At 59.9% G+C, this 17,797-nt stretch carries 8 protein-coding genes; 5 read left to right on the top strand and 3 right to left on the bottom strand.

The window, feature by feature from the left end:
• The first annotated feature begins 22 nt into the window (after nucleotides 1–22).
• Nucleotides 23–424 carry a type II toxin-antitoxin system HigA family antitoxin gene (locus tag MA884_RS05030; RefSeq protein WP_256229349.1) on the top strand — a complete coding sequence of 134 codons (402 nt, stop codon included), beginning with the start codon at nucleotides 23–25 and terminating at the stop codon, nucleotides 422–424.
• A 124-nt stretch (nucleotides 425–548) separates the two neighbouring features.
• Here the strand turns inward: MA884_RS05030 and selO are convergent, their stop codons facing one another.
• The 3 genes from selO to MA884_RS05015 are packed head-to-tail and all read right to left on the bottom strand — an operon-like array spanning nucleotide 549 to nucleotide 7,189.
• Nucleotides 549–2,012 carry a protein adenylyltransferase SelO gene (gene selO, locus MA884_RS05025; protein WP_256229348.1) on the bottom strand — a complete coding sequence of 488 codons (1,464 nt, stop codon included), beginning with the start codon at nucleotides 2,010–2,012 and terminating at the stop codon, nucleotides 549–551.
• A 37-nt stretch (nucleotides 2,013–2,049) separates the two neighbouring features.
• Nucleotides 2,050–5,412: a mechanosensitive channel MscK gene (gene mscK, locus MA884_RS05020; RefSeq protein ID WP_256229347.1), complete on the bottom strand. Its 3,363-nt coding sequence runs from the start codon at nucleotides 5,410–5,412 to the stop codon at nucleotides 2,050–2,052.
• 34 nt (nucleotides 5,413–5,446) lie between these two features.
• A complete protein-coding gene (locus MA884_RS05015; RefSeq protein ID WP_256229346.1) occupies nucleotides 5,447–7,189 on the bottom strand; it encodes a potassium/proton antiporter in 1,743 nt (580 codons plus the stop codon).
• Between the two features lie 321 nt (nucleotides 7,190–7,510).
• On the opposite strand from MA884_RS05015, the gene MA884_RS05010 reads away from it, so the two are divergent.
• The 4 genes from MA884_RS05010 (at nucleotide 7,511) to MA884_RS04995 (ending at nucleotide 17,628) form a co-directional block, all read left to right on the top strand.
• Nucleotides 7,511–9,217, top strand: coding sequence for a ShlB/FhaC/HecB family hemolysin secretion/activation protein (locus tag MA884_RS05010; protein ID WP_256229345.1), 1,707 nt, complete (start codon nucleotides 7,511–7,513; stop codon nucleotides 9,215–9,217).
• Nucleotides 9,218–9,241: 24 nt separating this feature from the next.
• Nucleotides 9,242–16,609, top strand: coding sequence for a DUF637 domain-containing protein (locus MA884_RS05005; protein WP_256229344.1), 7,368 nt, complete (start codon nucleotides 9,242–9,244; stop codon nucleotides 16,607–16,609).
• Between the two features lie 9 nt (nucleotides 16,610–16,618).
• A complete protein-coding gene (locus MA884_RS05000; protein WP_256229343.1) occupies nucleotides 16,619–17,086 on the top strand; it encodes a DUF2247 family protein in 468 nt (155 codons plus the stop codon).
• A gap of 98 nt (nucleotides 17,087–17,184) precedes the next feature.
• Entirely contained in the window at nucleotides 17,185–17,628 is a 444-nt protein-coding gene (locus MA884_RS04995; RefSeq protein WP_256229342.1) for a hypothetical protein, read from the top strand.
• Nucleotides 17,629–17,797 lie beyond the last annotated feature (169 nt).

Below are 17,797 nucleotides of genomic sequence, written 5' to 3'. Positions count from 1 at the left end.
AGCAAAATGAGATGAGAAAAAGATGAGTCCGCTAATCGAACAAGTCGCCGCCCATTGGGAGTTTGTGTCGCCCCTGCTGCGCAAACCCAGGAGCGAGGAGGACTACGACCGGTTGATCGCAGCTCTCGATGAATTGCTGGAATTGATTGGTGAAGACGAAGCCCATCCCCTTATGAGCCTGGTGGACATCATCGGCGAATGGATCGAGGCCTGGGATCACCAACATCGGCCAATGCCCAAGGCCAGCGGCGTCGAGACACTTCGCTACCTGATGCGCGAGCATGGCATGAGCCAGAGCGACTTGCCGGGCGTCGGCACCCAGTCGGTGGTATCGGAGGTATTGAGCGGCAAGCGCCAGCTCAATTTGAGGCAGATCCGCTGGTTGGCGGGGCGCTTCGGCGTATCGGTTGAAACCTTCATTTAACGGTTCGCTGTGGGGGCAAAGCTTGCTCGCGATACAGGCTCCTCGGTTTTTGAGGAAGACCGAGTTGCTTTCATCGCGGGCAAGCCTTGCTCCCACATGTCTTGCCCTCGCAAGACTGAAGCCTTTACGACGAGCAACTGATCTCCAGATGTTTGCCCCACTCCGGCGGACGTTGCGCGTAGCTGTCCATGCCCGGTTGCTCTTCGAACGGCCTGGTCAGCACGGTGTGCAGGCGGCGGACTTCTTCGTAGTCGCCTGACTCGGCGGCGTCGATGGCTTTCTGCGCCAGGTAGTTGCGCAGCACATACAGCGGGTTCACCGCGTGCATGCGGGCGCGGCGCTGGTCTTGATCGACAGCGCCGTCGCGGTTGACGCGGGCAACGTAAAGTTCGCCCCAGGCGTCGAAGCCCTTGAGGTCGACGAAGTCGTCGCGCAGGGCGGTGACGGCCTGCTCGGGGGATTGATCGCCTAGCCGGCGAAAGAACAGGCTGTAGTCGACGCCGCTGTTTTGCATCAATTGCAGCAAGCGCTCCAGCAGTTTCTGGTCATCCTCCTCGGCGCGGGTCAATCCGAGGCGGCGGCGCATCAGGTCCAGGTAGTGGGCCTGGTACAGCGGCAAATACAAACCGAGGGTTTCACGCAGGGCCTCGACGCTGATGAACGGCGTCAGGGCCTGGGCCAGGGCGCTGAGGTTCCATTGGCCGATCGGCACCTGGTTGCTGAACGAGTAACGGCCCTGGTCGTCGGAGTGGTTGCAGATGAAGTTGGCGTCGAAGTCGTCGAGGAAGGCGAACGGGCCGAAGTCGAAAGTGATGCCCAGGATCGACATGTTGTCGGTGTTCATCACGCCGTGGCAGAAACCGTAGGCTTGCCATTTGGCGATCAGCTCGGCGTTGCGCTCGACGATTTCGCGGAACATCGCCAGGTATGGCTCCGGTTGTTCGCGACACTCGGCAAAGTGCATGTTCAGCACATGTTCCGCGAGGGTGGCATGCAACTCGGGCTTCTTGGTGTAGTAGAAGTATTCGAAATGCCCGAAGCGCACATGGCTCGGCGCCATACGCAGCACCATGGCGGCGCGTTCCTGCTTCTCGCGCCACACCGGGGTGTCGGAGCCGATCACGCACAAGGCGCGCGTGGTGGGTATGCCCAGGGCATGCAGCGCTTCGGACGCGAGGAACTCGCGGATCGAGGAGCGCAATACCGCTCGCCCATCGCCCATGCGTGAGAACGGAGTCTGGCCGGCACCCTTGAGGTGCAGGTCCCAGTGTTCCCCGGCCTCGTTGTATACCTCCCCCAATAGCAGCCCGCGGCCATCCCCTAGTTGTGGGTTGTAATGGCCGAACTGGTGCCCTGAATACACCATCGCCCGGGGCTCGGTTTCAGCCCACAGCTTGTGGCCGCCAAAAATTTCGGCAAACAGCGGTGTCTCGGCTTGCGCCGGATCCAGGTCCAGCAAGGCCATGGCTTGTGGGCTGGCCACGACCAGTCGGGGGTTGTCGATGGGCTCGGGCAGTACATGAGCCGAGAAACCGTCGCCCAGGCGAGCGAAGCGGTTATCGAAGGTCAAGGTTTCCAGGGTTTTCATGGCCGTCTCCGGCGCGGTGCCCGCAGGCATCGCGCGATCAGTCGAGTGTGGCTGCCGGCGGCTCTGGCAAGGACTTGGGCCCTGGCGCGAGGGGAGGCTCGGGCGTCGCTGTTTTGTTTTCAGGCAAGACAGGTGTCAGTTTGTATTCCAGGCCTTGAAGATTTTTCAAGGAGACTTCTACCTGCCGGAACGCAATGCTGATGTTCTGCTTCTTGAATTCGCGACTGATGAACCGGTTGATCTCGTCCAGCACAGGATTGCGGTCACCCAGGTCGCGCACGTGCATGCGCAGCTCATGGTCCAGGGTACTCTCCCCGAAGTTGAGGAAGTACACGAGTGGTTCTGGTTCTTTCAGCACGCGCGGGTTCTCACGGGCGGCCTTGAGCAGCAGTTCCTTGACCAGATCCAGGTCTGATCCGTAGTCGACACCCAGCTTGAGGGTCACCCGCGTGACGGTGTCGGTCAGCGACCAGTTGATCAACTGCCCGGTGATGAAGGTCTTGTTGGGGACGATGATGTCCTTGCGGTCGAAGTCGGTGATGGTGGTGGCGCGGATGCGGATCTTGCTGACCGTGCCCGACAGGTTGCCGATGGTGATGGTGTCGCCGATCCGTACCGGGCGCTCGAACAGGATCATGATCCCGGAGATGAAGTTGGCGAAGATCTCTTGCATGCCGAAGCCCAGGCCAACCGATAGCGCGGCCACCAGCCATTGCAGCTTGTCCCAGCTCACGCCCAGGGTGGACAGTGTGGTGACGAAGCCGACGCCGGCGATCACATAGGACAGCAGCGTGGTGGCGGCATAGGCGCTGCCCTGGGCCAGGTCCAGTTTTGACAGCACGAACACTTCCAGCAGGCCCGGCAGGTTACGCGCCAGGGCAAAGGTGATGCCGATGATGATCAGCGCGCCGAGCATATCGCCGATGCTGATGGGCACCATGCTCATGTTGGCGCCGGTGCCGCTGGTGTACTCGTAGAGGGTGATGTTGTCCAGGTACGAGAACACGCTGATCAGGTCCGACCAGACCCAGTACAGCGCGGCGATGAAGCCACCCAGCAGGGCCAGGCGGATCAGGCGCAGGGACTGTTCGTTGACCTTTTCGATGTCCAGGGTCGGCTCCTCGACCACTGCTTCGCCATCACCGGCTTCCTTGGTCGCCTGACGCTTGGCCAGGGCGCGCTGGTAGGCCAGGCGGCGCGCCGCGACCGACAGGCCACGCACGAAAGTGGCCTCGATCACCAGCCAGAACATCAGCAGGTACAGGGTATTGATCAGTCGGTCGCTGAGTTTGAGCGCGGTGTAGTAGTAGCCGAAGCACACCGCCACGAACAGCGCGATAGGCAGCGCGGTGAACATTACCCCGACGGCCTTGCGGAACAGCGAAGTATTCTGGTGCGTCGGGCTGCTGAGCAGCAGGCGACTGAGCAACCACGCCATCAAGGCGTAGCAGGTCAGCACCACCGGCATGCCCAATACGTCGTCGGCCAGGGCCGAGGGTTGCAATTCGGCCACGGCCACCACCGCGACCAGCGCCAGTACCACCAGCCCGAGTCGGCGGATCCAGCCCTGGAGAAATTCGACCTGGGGCTTTTCCCAACGGAAATGCAATTCGGCCACGCCCCCGGGTGCCAGCACTCTATAGGCGGTGTAGAACACCAGCCAGGCCTGGCCGATCTGCAGCAGCGCCGCGCCGAGGTTGGCGTTCTGGCCCCGGGCGTCGATCTGCAGGGCATAGCCGCACAGGGCCAGCGTCAGGGCTACCGGCATCGCCAGCAGGATGTTGATCAGGATCGCCTGGGGCGTGTGCCACTGACTGTCGCGCTTGAAGTGGCCGACGTCCTGGTGAACCTTGTTCAGCCGGGCATACAGACTCTTGCGCCGCCACAGCAACGCACCGATGAGCAGCGCCAGGGGCAGGAACAGCAGCGGTCGCTGGGTCAGGCCGTCCGTCAGCTCACTGAGACTCGAGGCCCAGGGTAGCGAGTCGACCTGTTTTTCCAGGCGAGCCGGCACGCCCCGCATCCATTCGAAATCCAGCGGCTTGTTGCTGGGAATCCAGAACATTTGTTCTTCGAGGGTCGCCCGCAAGTTTTGGGCGGTACTGAGCAGTTGCTTCTGGTTGAGCTGCAAGGTGATGGATTCGTTCAGCACCGCGCTCAATTCGCGATTCAGGCGCTCCAGCAGGTCAACCCGGGTAAGGGCCAGCTCCAGCAGGGTCTTGCGCAGTTGTGGCGTGACTTGCTCGGCAGGCTGTGACGCCAGCAGATTGTCGACATAGGCGCTTGGGTTGTTCAGCAGCTCGCGTTGCTGACTGACTTCGAACTGGTACAGGCGGATGTCGGCGATCTGGTCCGCCAGATTCTTGTCCAGTTCCAGGCGCGGCAGGGTCTGGCGCTGTTTGTAGAGAATCTTGGACAGCAGCAGGCTGCCCTTGAGCACGCTGATTTGCTCGTCCAGGGCCGCATCGGTCTGGGTGACGCTGTCCAGCAGTTGCTTGGTCTGCAGGTTCTGCTGGGTGACCTCATTGAGACGGTCGGTGCTTTTGAGCAGGTAATCGGAAAGCTTGAGGTTGGCCGCGCTTTCGGTCGCCAGCAGGCTGCTGCCGCCGGCCTTTTGGGCTTCGATGGATTGCTGGGTCACCGTTTCCTGGGACTGGGCCAGGCGCTTCTGGTTGATCAGCGTTTGCAGGTCCTGGATTTCCTGCTCCATGCGGTCGATCTTTTCCGTCAGCAAGTCGTGCTCGCTGTTGCCCAGGTCTTGCAGTTGACTGTTGCCGGCCAGTTCCTGGCGACGCAGGGGAATAAGCGCATTAAGTGCCGCCAGTTCGGCGTTGAGCTGGTCGCGCTGTTCGCCGTTCAGGGTTTTTCCGGCGTCCTTGCCCGTCTTGAGGATGGTGTTGATCTGCTGGATGCGGGTCTGGCTGCTGGCGATTTCGGCCTGGGCGCGCTCGGGGCGGGTCTGGGCGGTGATGATCAGGCTGTTGGCATCGGCCAGGGCTTTTTGCAGGTCACTCTGCTGGGTGGACCGGTCCGTCAGCATCTGTTCGAGCTGGGGAACCGGCAGGTTGGCGTAACGCTGCGCCACGGGCACCACGGGGGTACTCTTGAGCCGGGCCAGTTCGCGCTGGTTCTCAATGTTCTGCTTGGGCGCGCTGGCCAGTTGCTGCTTGAGGTCGACCAGCTTCTGCTCGTATTCGGCCTTGCTGGTGAGCTGGGCCAGGGTCTTTTGCAGCACCTCCTGCAAGGCCTTTTGTTCGGCTTCCGGCAGTTTGCGATCAGCGATCTTGTCCAGGCTGGCCTGTACCGAAGCGCTGGTGAGCGGTTCGGCGGCTTGCAGCGGGCAGACGGAAAGACTCAGGTCCAGCAGGGCAATGGTGAAAAAGGAGCGCAGGGTAGGCATAGAGACCGGTCGAGCAAGTGAAAGTGGGAGCAGTTTAGAGGAACAAGCCGGGACCCGGGCGACTTCCTTCGGGGAATCTGACGCCCACTTTGCCAATCTTGTTCCCGTCCATGACCGCGACAGTCCACAGGGTGTTGTTCCATTCCACCTGGTCGCCGACCACTGGCGCGCCGCCAACTTTCTGGGCGATGAAGCGGCCCAGGGACATGTCTGGATCGATGCCGTCCAGCTTCAACCCGTACAGGGCCGCAACCGCGGCCAGCTGGGCGTCTCCTTCGAGTACGAAGTCACCGAAGAAACGCAGATCCAGGCCTCGTTGCGGGGCCTGGCTGAACAGTTTTCCAAGGGCCGGCAAATCGTGTTCATGGCCGATAACACAGAGTAAATCACCGACTTCGAGCACCGTACTACCCGACGGATGGAGCAGTTGCTGACCACGGAACAGGGCTGCGATCCGTGTGCCGTCGGGCATTTTCAGATCCCGCAGGGGTGACCCGATGCACCATTTCTCCGCGCCGAGGCGATAGATGAACAGTTCCCACTCGCTGGTGACGTGGACCTCCAGCGCTGCCCGGGAAATCGGCAGGGGTTCTGGCGGGACGGTGACGTGCAACAATTTGGCTACCCACGGCAGGCTTGTACCCTGCACCAGCAACGACACCAGCACGATAAAGAACGCCAGGTTGAAGTAGAGCTGGGCGTTGGGCAGGCCGGCCATCAACGGGAACACTGCCAGGATGATCGGCACCGCGCCGCGTAGGCCGACCCAGGAAATGAACACTTTCTCGCGGCCATGGAACGCCTTGAACGGCAACAGCCCCACCATCACCGAGAGAGGGCGCGCAAACAAAATCATCCACAGGGCCAGGCCCAGGGCGGGCAGGGCGATCGGTAGCAGGTCATGGGGCGTGACCAGCAGCCCCAGCACCAGGAACATGCCGATCTGCGCGAGCCAGGCCATGCCATCGAGCATGTGCAGGATGCCGTGACGGCTGCGCACCGGTCGGTTGCCGATCACCAGGCCGCACAGGTAGACCGCCAGGAAGCCGCTGCCGTGCAGGGCGTTGGTCAGGGCGAACACCGCCAAGCCGCCGCTGATGACGAGGATCGGGTAGAGACCATTGGCCAGGTTGATGCGGTTGACCAGTTGCAGCATCAGCCAGCCACCACCCAGGCCGATCACCCCGCCGATGCCGAACTCACGTAGCAAATGCCCCAGCAGGCTCCAATGCAGACCGGTTTCACCGCTGGCAAGCATGCCGATCAGGGTAACGGTCAGGAACACCGCCATGGGGTCGTTACTGCCGGACTCGATCTCCAGCGTTGCGCTGACCCGCTCGTTCAGGCCCTTGCCGCCCAACAGCGAAAACACCGCCGCGGCATCGGTCGAGCCGACGATGGCACCGATCAGCAGGCCTTGCATCAGGCTCAGATTGAACAGCCACGCCGCCGCCAGGCCGGTCAGCCCGGTGGTGATCAGCACGCCAACGGTGGCCAGCGACAAGGCTGGCCACAACGCCACGCGAAAGCTCGACACCCGCGTGCGCAAGCCACCGTCCAGCAGAATGACGGCCAGCGCGAGGTTGCCGACCAGATAGGCCGTGGCGTAGTTATCGAAAAGAATCCCAGCGCCGTCGACACCGGCGAGCATGCCCACGGCCAGGATGATCACCAGGATCGGGATGCCCAGGCGGGACGAAAGGGAACTCACCAGAATGCTCGCACCCACCAGCAACGCGCCGATCAAGAACAGGCTGTTGATGGTCGTCGCGGTCAAAGGCAGTACTCCGAGCAAACGTGGGGGCGGGCGCAAACTGACCATGCAGTCTGCGTGCCAGCGATTCTAACCTGTTGAAATGTGATGCTGTCAAAAAAGGTTGGGCTTGTTTCTGGTTACCTGCACTCCTGCCTGTCCGTTTCGCAAGAGGTTTGGGTTCCCCGGGGGAGTCTTGCGTACGGCGATACGGGAGAGGTCTGATTTCAGGTGAGCAGTTCTAACGATATTTCCACGGCTCAAACCATTGCTTGACTCCAGGGTAGTGGCTACCTAACATCCGCGCGCTATTTTGGATGTCGCTTCTTGCTCGAGGGATCGAACATGTTCTCACCCGCCCATTGGGCGAGGTCGTACCTGGCTTTGCTGTGCCTTTCTCCGCTAACACTCGCTTACGCTGCGCCAACACCCGGCGACACGGACCTGATCCGTGAGCGCCAGGATCGCTTGCTCGAAGAGCAGCGCCGTCGTCTGGAAGAACTCAAGGAATTGCCGGGCAAGGCGACGAAGCCGACTCAGCCGACAGCGCCTGTGGATACCCGTTGCTTCCCCATCAAGACCATCGAAATCAAGGGCGCCGACAGTCTTTCGGCCAGTGAGCGCGAACAACTGCTCAAGCCCTATATCAACCAATGCCTGGGCGTGCCACAGCTTAATGAGCTGCTCAAGGTCATCACCGATTACTACCTGGAAAAAGGCCTGGTCACCAGTCGTGCCTATTTGCCACAACAGGACCTGTCCAGCGGTCACCTGCAAGTGCTGGTCGTTGAGGGCCGGCTGGAAGGGCTGAAGGGGGCCGAAGGCAGTGGTCTGTCCGAGCGGGAGCTGGCCATGAGCTTTCCCGGCAAGGCGGGCGATTTGCTCAATCTGCGGGATATCGAGCAAATGGTCGACCAACTGAACCGTTTGCCATCCAATCGCGTGCAGATGGAGTTGGCGCCGGGACAGGATCTCGGTGGCAGTGATGTGCTGGTCAAAAACACCCCGCAAAAGCCTTGGCGCGTTGGCCTGGCGCGGCATAACGATGGCCAGAAGAGCACCGGCGAACAGCAATGGGGCACCTCCTTCGACTGGGACAGCCCGCTGGGCCTGGCCGATCAACTGGCCTTGCGCGGCGGCCACGATGCCGTCAGCGATCACCAGAAAACCTCGCGCAATGCCATGCTCTATTACAACCTGCCATTTGGCTGGTGGAACCTGAGCTACAGCTACAGTCAGAGCGAGTACCGCGCCCTGGGCCAGGCCAACGGCTTCAATTTCAAGCAGAGCGGTGACAGTCAGAGCCATCAGGTGCGCCTGGAGCGGGTGGTCCATCGCGACGCGGTGAGCAAGACTTCGCTCAACACCGGCTTGGCGTACCTGCGCACTAACAACTTCGTCAACGACAGCAAGCTCGGTAACAGCAGCAATCGCATCAGCGAGGCGCAGTTCGGCATCAACCATGGACGACGGGTCGGCAATGCATTCGTCAACCTGGACCTGGGTGTACAGCAAGGCATCGGCGCTTTCGATGCCCAGGGCGACGACGATCCGGGCCCCGGGCAGGCCGACGCCCGCTACCGCAAATACACCGCCACCCTCAGCTATTTGCAGCCCTTCATGCTGGGCGGCGAATCCTTCAGTTTCAGCAGCCTGATGACCGGCCAGCGCAGCGAGGATGCGCTATTCGCCTCGCAGCGCATGAGCCTGGGCGGACTGGCGTCGGTCCGAGGCTACAAGGACCAGACGCTGTCCGGCGACAGTGGTGGTTACTGGCGCAACGACCTGCGCTGGAGCCGCCCGGTGACGCTGGAGTGGCTGCGCCCGGTGTTCGCCGAATACGGCACTAGCCTCGGTTACGACCAGGGCGTGATTCGCGGTAATCGCTACAACGGCGACCAGCACGGGCGCATGTCGAGCAATTCGCTGGAGTTGTTTGTCCGTGGTGAGCACCTGAGCGCCAGCGTCACCTTTGCCCATTCCCTGGAACGTCCGGATGCCCTGACCGAGCGCGAAGCGCCGATCTACTTGCGCGTGGATGTATCTATCTAATTTCTGCTGCAACGAGACCTGATCATGGACGACCGCCAACACGCCTTTCTGGCCCGCCAGCCTTCTGCTGCCTTGCAAACCCGCGAGCGCTTCTGGGGCATGCCCAAGCGCGGCCTGGCATTCCTGTTGGCCAACGTCATGTTCTGGCAGCCGCTGTGGGCCCAGGCTGACGGGATCGTAGTCAGCGCGCCGGGCACCAGTCTCGGTCAGGCGGGCAACGGCGTGCCCATCGTCAACATCGCCAAGCCCAACGGCAGCGGTCTGTCCCACAACCAGTTCAAGGATTACAACGTCGGCAGCAACGGCGTGATCCTCAACAACGCCACCAACGTCACCCAATCCACGCAACTGGGCGGGATCATCCTCGGCAACCCGAATCTCAAGGGCGCGGGCGCCAAGATCATCCTCAACGAAGTCAACGGCGGCAACCCGAGCCAGTTACGCGGTTACACCGAAGTGGCGGGGCAGTCGGCGCATGTGATCGTCGCCAACCCTTATGGCATTTCGTGTAACGGCTGCGGGTTTATCAATACCCCAAAAGCGACCCTGACCACCGGCAAACCGATTATCGAAAACGGTCAGTTGAGTCGCTATCAGGTTGACCAGGGCAGCGTTGCGATCGAAGGCGCAGGCCTCAACGCCAACAACGTCGACCGTTTCGAGATCATCACCCGCAGCGCCAAGATCAATGCCGAGATCCAGGCAAAGAATCTGACGATTATTGCCGGGCGCAACGACGTCAACGCCAACACCCTAAACGCCACCGCCCGCGCCGACGACGGCAGCGCCAAACCGCAACTGGCGATCGACTCCTCGGCCCTGGGCGGCATGTACGCAGGGGCGATCAAGCTGGTGGGTACGGAAGCCGGGGTCGGGGTCAAGCTCGATGGCAAGATGGTCGCCAGTGGCGGTGATATCCAGCTTGATGCCAATGGTCATTTGAGTCTGGCGCAAACCACGGCGGCGGGCGCCGTCGATATCAAGGCGCAAAGCCTGGAAGCCAAAGGGACGATCTATGCCGGCAGTCATGTCCAAGCGACGACCCGGGGTACCCTCAGCAACCAGCACGCCATCGCCGCGCGCGACAATGTCACGCTGACCACCGACGGCCAGCTCAACAATCTCGGCATCATCGAAGCGGGCGTCAACGTTGACAACACCCGCAACCAAGTTGGCGACGTGGTGCTGACAGCGGCGAATATCGACAATCGCGGGCAGAGCGTGATCGCCAGTCGCGACTTGAAAGCCACGACGACGCAGACCCTCGACAATCGCGGCGGCACTTTTTCCGCCGGCAAGAGCCTGACGCTCGACAGCAGGGACATCGACAACCGCGCCGGCACGCTGGTCAGCCAAGGCAACATTCAAGCAGTGGCCACTGGAGCCTTGGATAACCGCGATAAAGGGATCATCGCCAGCGACGGCGAGCAGACTCTGATCGCCGGGACGCTAAAGAACAGCGCAGGCGTTATCAGCAGCAACAACTTCCTGAAGCTCGAAGCGAAAACCCTGGATAACAGCGGCGGCAAAATTGCGTCCTACGCTGCACTGACCCTTGGGGGTGGTAGCGCTGAAAATAGCGCAGGACAAATCACCAGCCAGGGTGATTTCGTTGCCACGCTGAAAAGCTTCAACCAGCAGGACGGCAAGGTGGTCAGTCAGGGGAAACTGACCCTGACCGCAGACCGCATCAACAACAGCGACGATGGCTATATCGCCTCGGTCAAGGCCATGAGCCTGACCGCTCACCAGCAATTGTTCAATAACAATGAGGCGATCATCAGCACCGAACAGGGGCTGACGATCAACGGCGGTGGTCTCGATAACACCAAAGGCAGCCTGCTCAGCCAGGGTGACCTGAAGGTCGACATCACCGGGGATTTCGTCAACCGGGATGGCAGCGCCATTACCCAGGCCGGGAACGTGGATGTCGAGGCGAACAGTCTCGATAACCGTGGCGGTGTTCTTGCGAGTGTGGGCGGTTGGCTGAAAGCTGAGTTGAACAAGGTGTTGGATAACGGCGAGTCGCTCACCGCCGCTGGCGAGGCCGGGTTGATCCAGGCTCAATCCGTCAATCTCGATGCGAAACAAGCGGTGCTCAACAATGGTGGGCAAATCTCGGCCTTGTCCGGAAGCGCCGAGCTCACTACCGCCACGTTCGAGAACCGCAACGGTGCAGTGCTCGCCAAACAGGCCCTGACGGTGCGTGCCCAGGATCTGGACAACAGCGACGGACGCGCTGCGGCAAACACCGTTGATTTCGGTTTGACCGGGGCGCTGAACAACCAGCGCGGCCTGGTGGAAGGTTCCAACGGTTTGCTAATCAATGCCGCGTCGGTTGATAACCAGGGCGGCAAGTTGCGCTCGGTGGGTGAGCAGGGGACCGCGACGCTAACGGTTGACCAACTGCTGGACAACCAGGGCGGGGTCATTGAGGCGGCCACCCAGGACCTGTCCTTGCAGATGACAGGCTTCAAGAATGCTGGCGGCAATATTCGTCATGTGGGCACCGGCACTTTAGGTGTGGACCTCGCCAGATTCAGCAACATCGGCGGCAGCCTGATGACCTCGGGCACTCTGACTGTCGACGCGGCGCGTTGGGACAACAGCTCGGATATCCAGGCTAATGTCCTGAACCTGAAGGTGGGCCAGCTCAACCAGACCAGCACTGGCAAGTTGATCGCCGTGCAAAACCTGCAGGCCACGGGCGGCACCTGGAACAACGCAGGCACCATCAGCAGCGACGTTGATTTGGATCTGAAGTTGACCGGCGCTTATGTCGGTACCGAAAACAGCCGCCTCAGCAGCGTCGGTCAATTCGATTTGAGTGCGGCCAGTCTCGATCTATCCAGCGGCTCGCGCCTGGCTGGCGGTGGCGTTACCTCCGTCACCAGTCTTGGTGCATTGAACAATGCCGGACGGATCACCGGCGGCGGCAAGTTCTCCCTGGCCGCCTCGAGCCTGGTCAATACAGGCACGCTGGGCGGTGCCGACACCGTGGAGCTGGTTGCCAACGAGGCCCGTAACGATCGCGGCCTGATCTTCAGCGGTGCGGACATGGCCCTGCGCTTCAACCGCTTCACCAACGACCACGCGGACGTCTACAGCCTTGGGGCACTGAATGTCACCGCGCGAGATGGCGTCGCTCGCAGCGTGCTGCTGGAGAACATCTCCGGCACCCTTGAATCGGCCAAGGACATGTCGCTGCGCAGCGACACCCTGATCAATCGCAAGGACGTCTTCACCACCACCGATGAGCTGGTGTCGGGCTCCATCAGCGTCACGTGCTATGACTGCGGCGGTGATCATCACAACGTCGATTATGTGGCCAGGGAAACCTACCAGAGCGTAGTGGTTGAAGACTCAGCCAGTGCCACCCTGATGAGTGGGGGTAAGCTGACCGTCGACGGCTCCACGGTGACCAACCAATACAGCGTGATGGCCTCGGCCGGCGACCTGCTGATCACCGCAGACAACTTCGCCAACGCTGGCGCCGCCGCCGGGACCAGCGTCAGGACGCGGACCTGGAACACCGGCAGGGTCACCGATGGAACCGACGAGCGTTTCCGCGACAGATACATTGTCCCCTACAACGCCCAGGCCAATCCGAAACAAGTGCCGGTAGATGCGCTCAACTCCTTCCGTCAGGTAGGCGACATCACCACCGTGATGCCAGGGGGATCGCTGGCGCCCGCGGTTGTTCAATCGGGCGGCAGCATCAGCATCCAGGCTACACAGCGGCTGGAGAACAGCAGCATCGTGCAGTTCCAGGCGCCGCCGGCTGGAGCGACCAAGTCAGCGGCCACCGATGTAGCCGACGCCGCACAGCCAGCGGTCGTGGTGCTCAACCCGCAGCTGCCGCCTGACCTGGCCCAACAACAAGTCAACCCCACCACCATGCCCGGGTTCACCTTGCCGACGGGCGAAAATGGCTTGTTCCGTGTCGTCGACAGCGCGGCCGCAGCGCAAAACAGTCATGACCAAAGCCAGGCCACTGTCCAGGGTTCGGCCGCCAGCCGGGTCATCATCGGCCCGAAATACCTGATTGAAACCAACCCCGCGCTGACCGACCTCAAGCAGTTCATGAGCTCGGACTACCTGTTGGGCAACCTGGGTTATGACCCCGACACCAGTTGGAAGCGCCTGGGCGATGGCTTGTACGAGCAACGCCTGATCCAACAAGCCGTGATCGCCCGCACCGGCCAACGCTTTCTCGATGGCCAGACCTCCGACGAAGGCATGTTCAAGTACCTGATGAACAACGCCATCGCCAGCAAGGAACAACTGAACCTGGCCGTTGGCGTGACCCTGACTTCGCAACAAGTCGCCGCGCTGACCCACGACATCGTCTGGATGGAAGACCAGGTCGTCAATGGTCAACATGTCCTGGTGCCGGTGCTTTACCTGGCCCAGGCCAACAACCGGCTAATGGCCGATGGCGCGTTGATCCAGGGCAAGAACCTCACCCTGATTGCGGGCACCGACCTGAAGAACGCCGGGACGCTGCGTGCCAGCGAGAACCTCTCGGCGGCGGCCGGGAACAACCTAATCAACACGCGCCTGGCCGAGGCTGGCGAGCGGCTCAAGTTGGTCGCGGGCAAAGACCTGGTCAACATGCAAGGCGGCATCCTCAAAGGCAAGGACGTCGAGCTCTCGACCTTGACCGGCGACATCCGCAACGACCGGACCATCACCACCCTCGAGAACAGCGGCAAGGGCTTCAGTTCGAAAACCTCCGTTGTCGACAACGCCGCGCGCATCGAGGCCGGCAACAACCTCACCATGCGCGCAGCGGGCGATCTGCTCAACGTGGGCGGCGCGATCACCGCGGGCAACCACGCGGACTTGAGTGCGGGCAAAGACGTTGTCATCTCCGCGGCTCGCGAAGAAAGCGGCTCTATGCGTCAGGACAAACGCCACTTCTGGGAGCAGAGCCAGACCGTTCAGCACGCCAGTGAAGTCAAGGCGGGTGGCGACCTGAACGTCACCGCCGGCAACAACCTGACCGTCGTCGCCAGCCACCTCGAAGCCAAAGGCGATATCAACCTGAGCGGTAACGATGTCGCCCTGATCTCGGCGGCGAACGAGAATTCCAGCGAATACCGCTACAAGCGCAGCGGCAAGAAGATCAACAAGGAAGAAGATCATGTCCAGCAGCAGGCAACCACCCTCAATGCTGGCGGTGATGTAAGGGTTTCGGCGCGCAATGACCTGTTGATGGTCGCGAGCAAGATTGCGGCGGCTAACGAGGCCTATCTGGTGGCGGGGAAACAACTGAGTCTGCTGGCTGAGCAGAATCGGGATTATTCGCTGTATGACATGAAGAAGAAGGGGAGCTGGGGCAGTAAAGCCGCCCGGCGTGATGAGGTGACGCAACTCACCCACATCGGAAGCGAAATCGCCACCGGGGGCGACCTACTATTGGTCAGCGGTGGTGACCAGACCTATCAAGTGGCGAGGCTGCAAAGCGGCAACGATCTGATCATCGACAGTGGTGGGCGCATCACCTTCGAAGGGGTCAAGGACCTCCACGACGAGAGCCATACCAAGAGTAAAAGCGACCTGGCCTGGTACAAGATGAAAGGCGAGGGGCGGACCGACGAAACCTTGCGCCAGAGCGCTCTGGTTGCCCAAGGGAAGTTGGTTATCAAGGCCGTCGATGGGCTGCGTATCGATGTCAAACAAGTCGATCAGCAGAGCGTTAGCCAGACCATCGATGCAATGGTTAAGGCCGAGCCGGACCTGGCTTGGATGAAAGAGGCCCAGGCGCGTGGCGATATTGACTGGCGCCAGGTGAAGGAAATCCACGACAGTTTCAAATATGACAACTCCGGTTTGGGTGCCGGCGCCAAGATCGCCATCGCGATTTTGATGTCGTTCATCATGGGGCCGGCCGGCTTCGGACTGTCAGGCGCCAATCTTGCGGTCGCCACCAGCCTGAGCACCACGGCGGTCACCAGCACCATCGATAACAAAGGCAATCTGGGACTTGCGCTGAAGGAAACAGTCAGCGCCGACAGCCTGAAGAGCGCGGCGATAGCCGGTTTTACCGCAGGAGCTTTGGATTACGCGGACGAAAACTGGTTTGCCGGCGCCGACAACGCTGGCACGGCCACGCAAGGCGTCGAGCCGTCGGCAGGTTCGGCAGGTTCGGCAACGAGCGCCGGTAATTCCTCCAAGGATATCTTCCGTTGGAGTAACGCGACCGACACGACAATCCGCACAACTGGGCGAGCGGTCATTTCCAGTGGCATTTCCACCGCGATTGGCGGCGGTAGCTTCGGCAGCAATTTCAATGCTGCCCTGCTGGGAGAAGCGGGTAATGTGGCGATGGCGACCGGTTTCAACTGGGTGGGCGATACCATCAAGTTCCCGGATGGCGGCCCTCAGAAAATTGTTGCGCACGCGATCATGGGTGGCTTGCTGGCTGAGCTGACGGGCAGCGATTTCAAGACCGGCGCGGTCGCCGCTGGTTTGAACGAAGCACTGATTCCCGGCATGGCCAAAGTTGCGGATGGAAACGAACATCTGCAGCTGATGCTGTCGCAGCTAACGGGCCTATTGGCCGCGTCTGCGGTCGATGGTGACCTGAATACAGGCTCGAAAATCGCCGAGAAAGCGACCGCCTTTAACTACCTATTCCATGCTGAGTTGTTTGAAAGGGAACAGAAGCTCAACACCTGCGCCTCTCCGGCGGATTGCCAAGCCGTCAGGGAGTACTACAACAACCTCGACGCGACTCGGAACAAGGAGTTCGGCCAGTACTGCCGGACTAACCCGGCGGCCTGCTTGCAAGTGACCAAGCAACTGGCGGATGAGATTCCGGCCAATGAGAAATTGCTGCATGACGGCCGAGACGCCGGGTTCGATCGCTCGGCAGCACTTTGGGAAATTACTCGAAGTAACGAGCGGGCCATTAACACCGGTATCACCGAGAAGACGCGTACCGATAAAGGCGATGCTGCGGCGTTTTTGACGGAGCTTGCGGCGGATGGGTTGAATCCGGATAGGGATTTGTTCTCGTCGACGGCTGGGGGTAAGGGTGGTACAACCGGGGTTAAGGTTGGGGTTGTTGGGGATGGTCCCAAAGGGATTGATAACTCAGTTCTAGGAAAGCCAAGGGTAGGGAGCGCTAATAAGCTTCCTGATGGACAGCACGGCTTCAATGATATTATCGATAATTACGCTGGTGCTGCTGCAAAGTTCGAAATACCAACCAAGGGTGCTGGCGGGGTTGTACTAAGAGTTTCCGAGCTAAGGCAAATTGAAGGCAGTAATAATGGAATTAGTGGCGTGTTTGAGTGGATTGTTGATGAGGGAAATGTGACCCATCGGCGTTTTATTCCCGGCGGTCAGGTGACTGGACGACCTAACCAGACTCCCAGAAGGTAGGAGCAATTTATGTCACCATTCAACATGCTGTCGAAGTTAGGATTGGTGTGCTGGTCGACCATCCATTTAGGGCTCAAGAAGGGATGGGTGAAAAGAAATGATGTTTTTAAATATGCTATCGATAAGCTTGAAGATGGTGAAGACAGTCAGGATGTCGTTTTAATCGCGGGCGGCGACTACTTGTCTGATGAAGAACTTCTCTCGTTGATCGAGGGGCAACTGCAAGGGGAGGACGTTGCTTTCGGTATAGATAAATGGCGTCTTGCATTTTTGCTTTGTATCGAAGAATCCACTGAGAGCGATGAAAGCAAGTTGCGTAGGCTTCAAGAGATATATGCGGATTTTGATTATCCTGAAGATATGTCGCTGTGTAGTATATATTCCTCGGGCGATACTCCTCCGCTTGCGGAGATGAGTAAAGTTGTGCAAAAACTGAAGGGGTGTTTTTTACTTTCAGGGGAAAGGGGACGGATTTAATTAAAAGTCGGAAGGGGCGTTTATCGCTGAGCTGCTAAATAAATTTTCCCCTTTTTTCTTTTTTCTGAGTCGAAATAAAGTGCCTTGGAGGGCCATTGATGAGACATGATGTTGTTTTGCGCTTTATTGCAATGAGTTTGACTAGTTTCTCCTTGACCGGCTGCATTCATTACGAGCATAAAAGCGCAGAAGGAAAACCCTGGGACGAGGTCGCGACGATTCGGCAGTTCGACAAAAGTCTGTCGATATCCAAGATCGATGACGATACATCGTTATATTGGCTGGCCCGCCAAACCGAGTATCGACTTGGCGCAGGAAGGCATAAAATTTCCGTTAAGCAAGCTATTGGAACCGAATACTCGCGTCCAGTTGAAATGACCGTGGATTTGGTCGGTGGTCGTACCTATGGGCTTTATGGTATCTCTTCGATGAAATGGTGGTATTACGAAATTCGCGATGTCGAGACAGGGCGTTCCGCGAAAGTTATAGAGCCGGCTGTCACAACGATGCCTTCTGAATCAGCCGGGCAAGCGGTCCAATAACTTCATTGCTGCTAGGGAGCGAGCTTTCATGGGCAAATCACAAACTGCTGATTTAAGAACATTTTTTTGCTAGATACAGTTCCGCAATGTGATCCCAGTTAGGCGAGTACCTCCCTTTGTGGTGAGGGGATTTATCCCCACTGGGCTGCGCAGCGGCCCCCAAACCAGG

Source organism: Pseudomonas sp. Q11 (assembly GCF_024494355.1).
Lineage (GTDB): Bacteria > Pseudomonadota > Gammaproteobacteria > Pseudomonadales > Pseudomonadaceae > Aquipseudomonas > Aquipseudomonas hefeiensis.
The sequence above is the reverse complement of the archived record's forward strand: the minus strand, read 5'-3'. Positions and strand labels throughout refer to the sequence as shown.

Excerpts from the sequence above, each read along its gene's own strand:
- MA884_RS05010 (WP_256229345.1), top strand. The coding sequence starts at position 7,511 with ATGTTCTCACCCGCCCATTGGGCGAGGTCGTACCTGGCTTTGCTGTGC.
- mscK (WP_256229347.1), bottom strand. The coding sequence starts at position 5,412 with ATGCCTACCCTGCGCTCCTTTTTCACCATTGCCCTGCTGGACCTGAGT.
- MA884_RS05030 (WP_256229349.1), top strand. The coding sequence starts at position 23 with ATGAGTCCGCTAATCGAACAAGTCGCCGCCCATTGGGAGTTTGTGTCG.
- MA884_RS04995 (WP_256229342.1), top strand. The coding sequence starts at position 17,185 with ATGAGACATGATGTTGTTTTGCGCTTTATTGCAATGAGTTTGACTAGT.
- MA884_RS05005 (WP_256229344.1), top strand. The coding sequence starts at position 9,242 with ATGGACGACCGCCAACACGCCTTTCTGGCCCGCCAGCCTTCTGCTGCC.
- MA884_RS05000 (WP_256229343.1), top strand. The coding sequence starts at position 16,619 with ATGTCACCATTCAACATGCTGTCGAAGTTAGGATTGGTGTGCTGGTCG.
- selO (WP_256229348.1), bottom strand. The coding sequence starts at position 2,012 with ATGAAAACCCTGGAAACCTTGACCTTCGATAACCGCTTCGCTCGCCTG.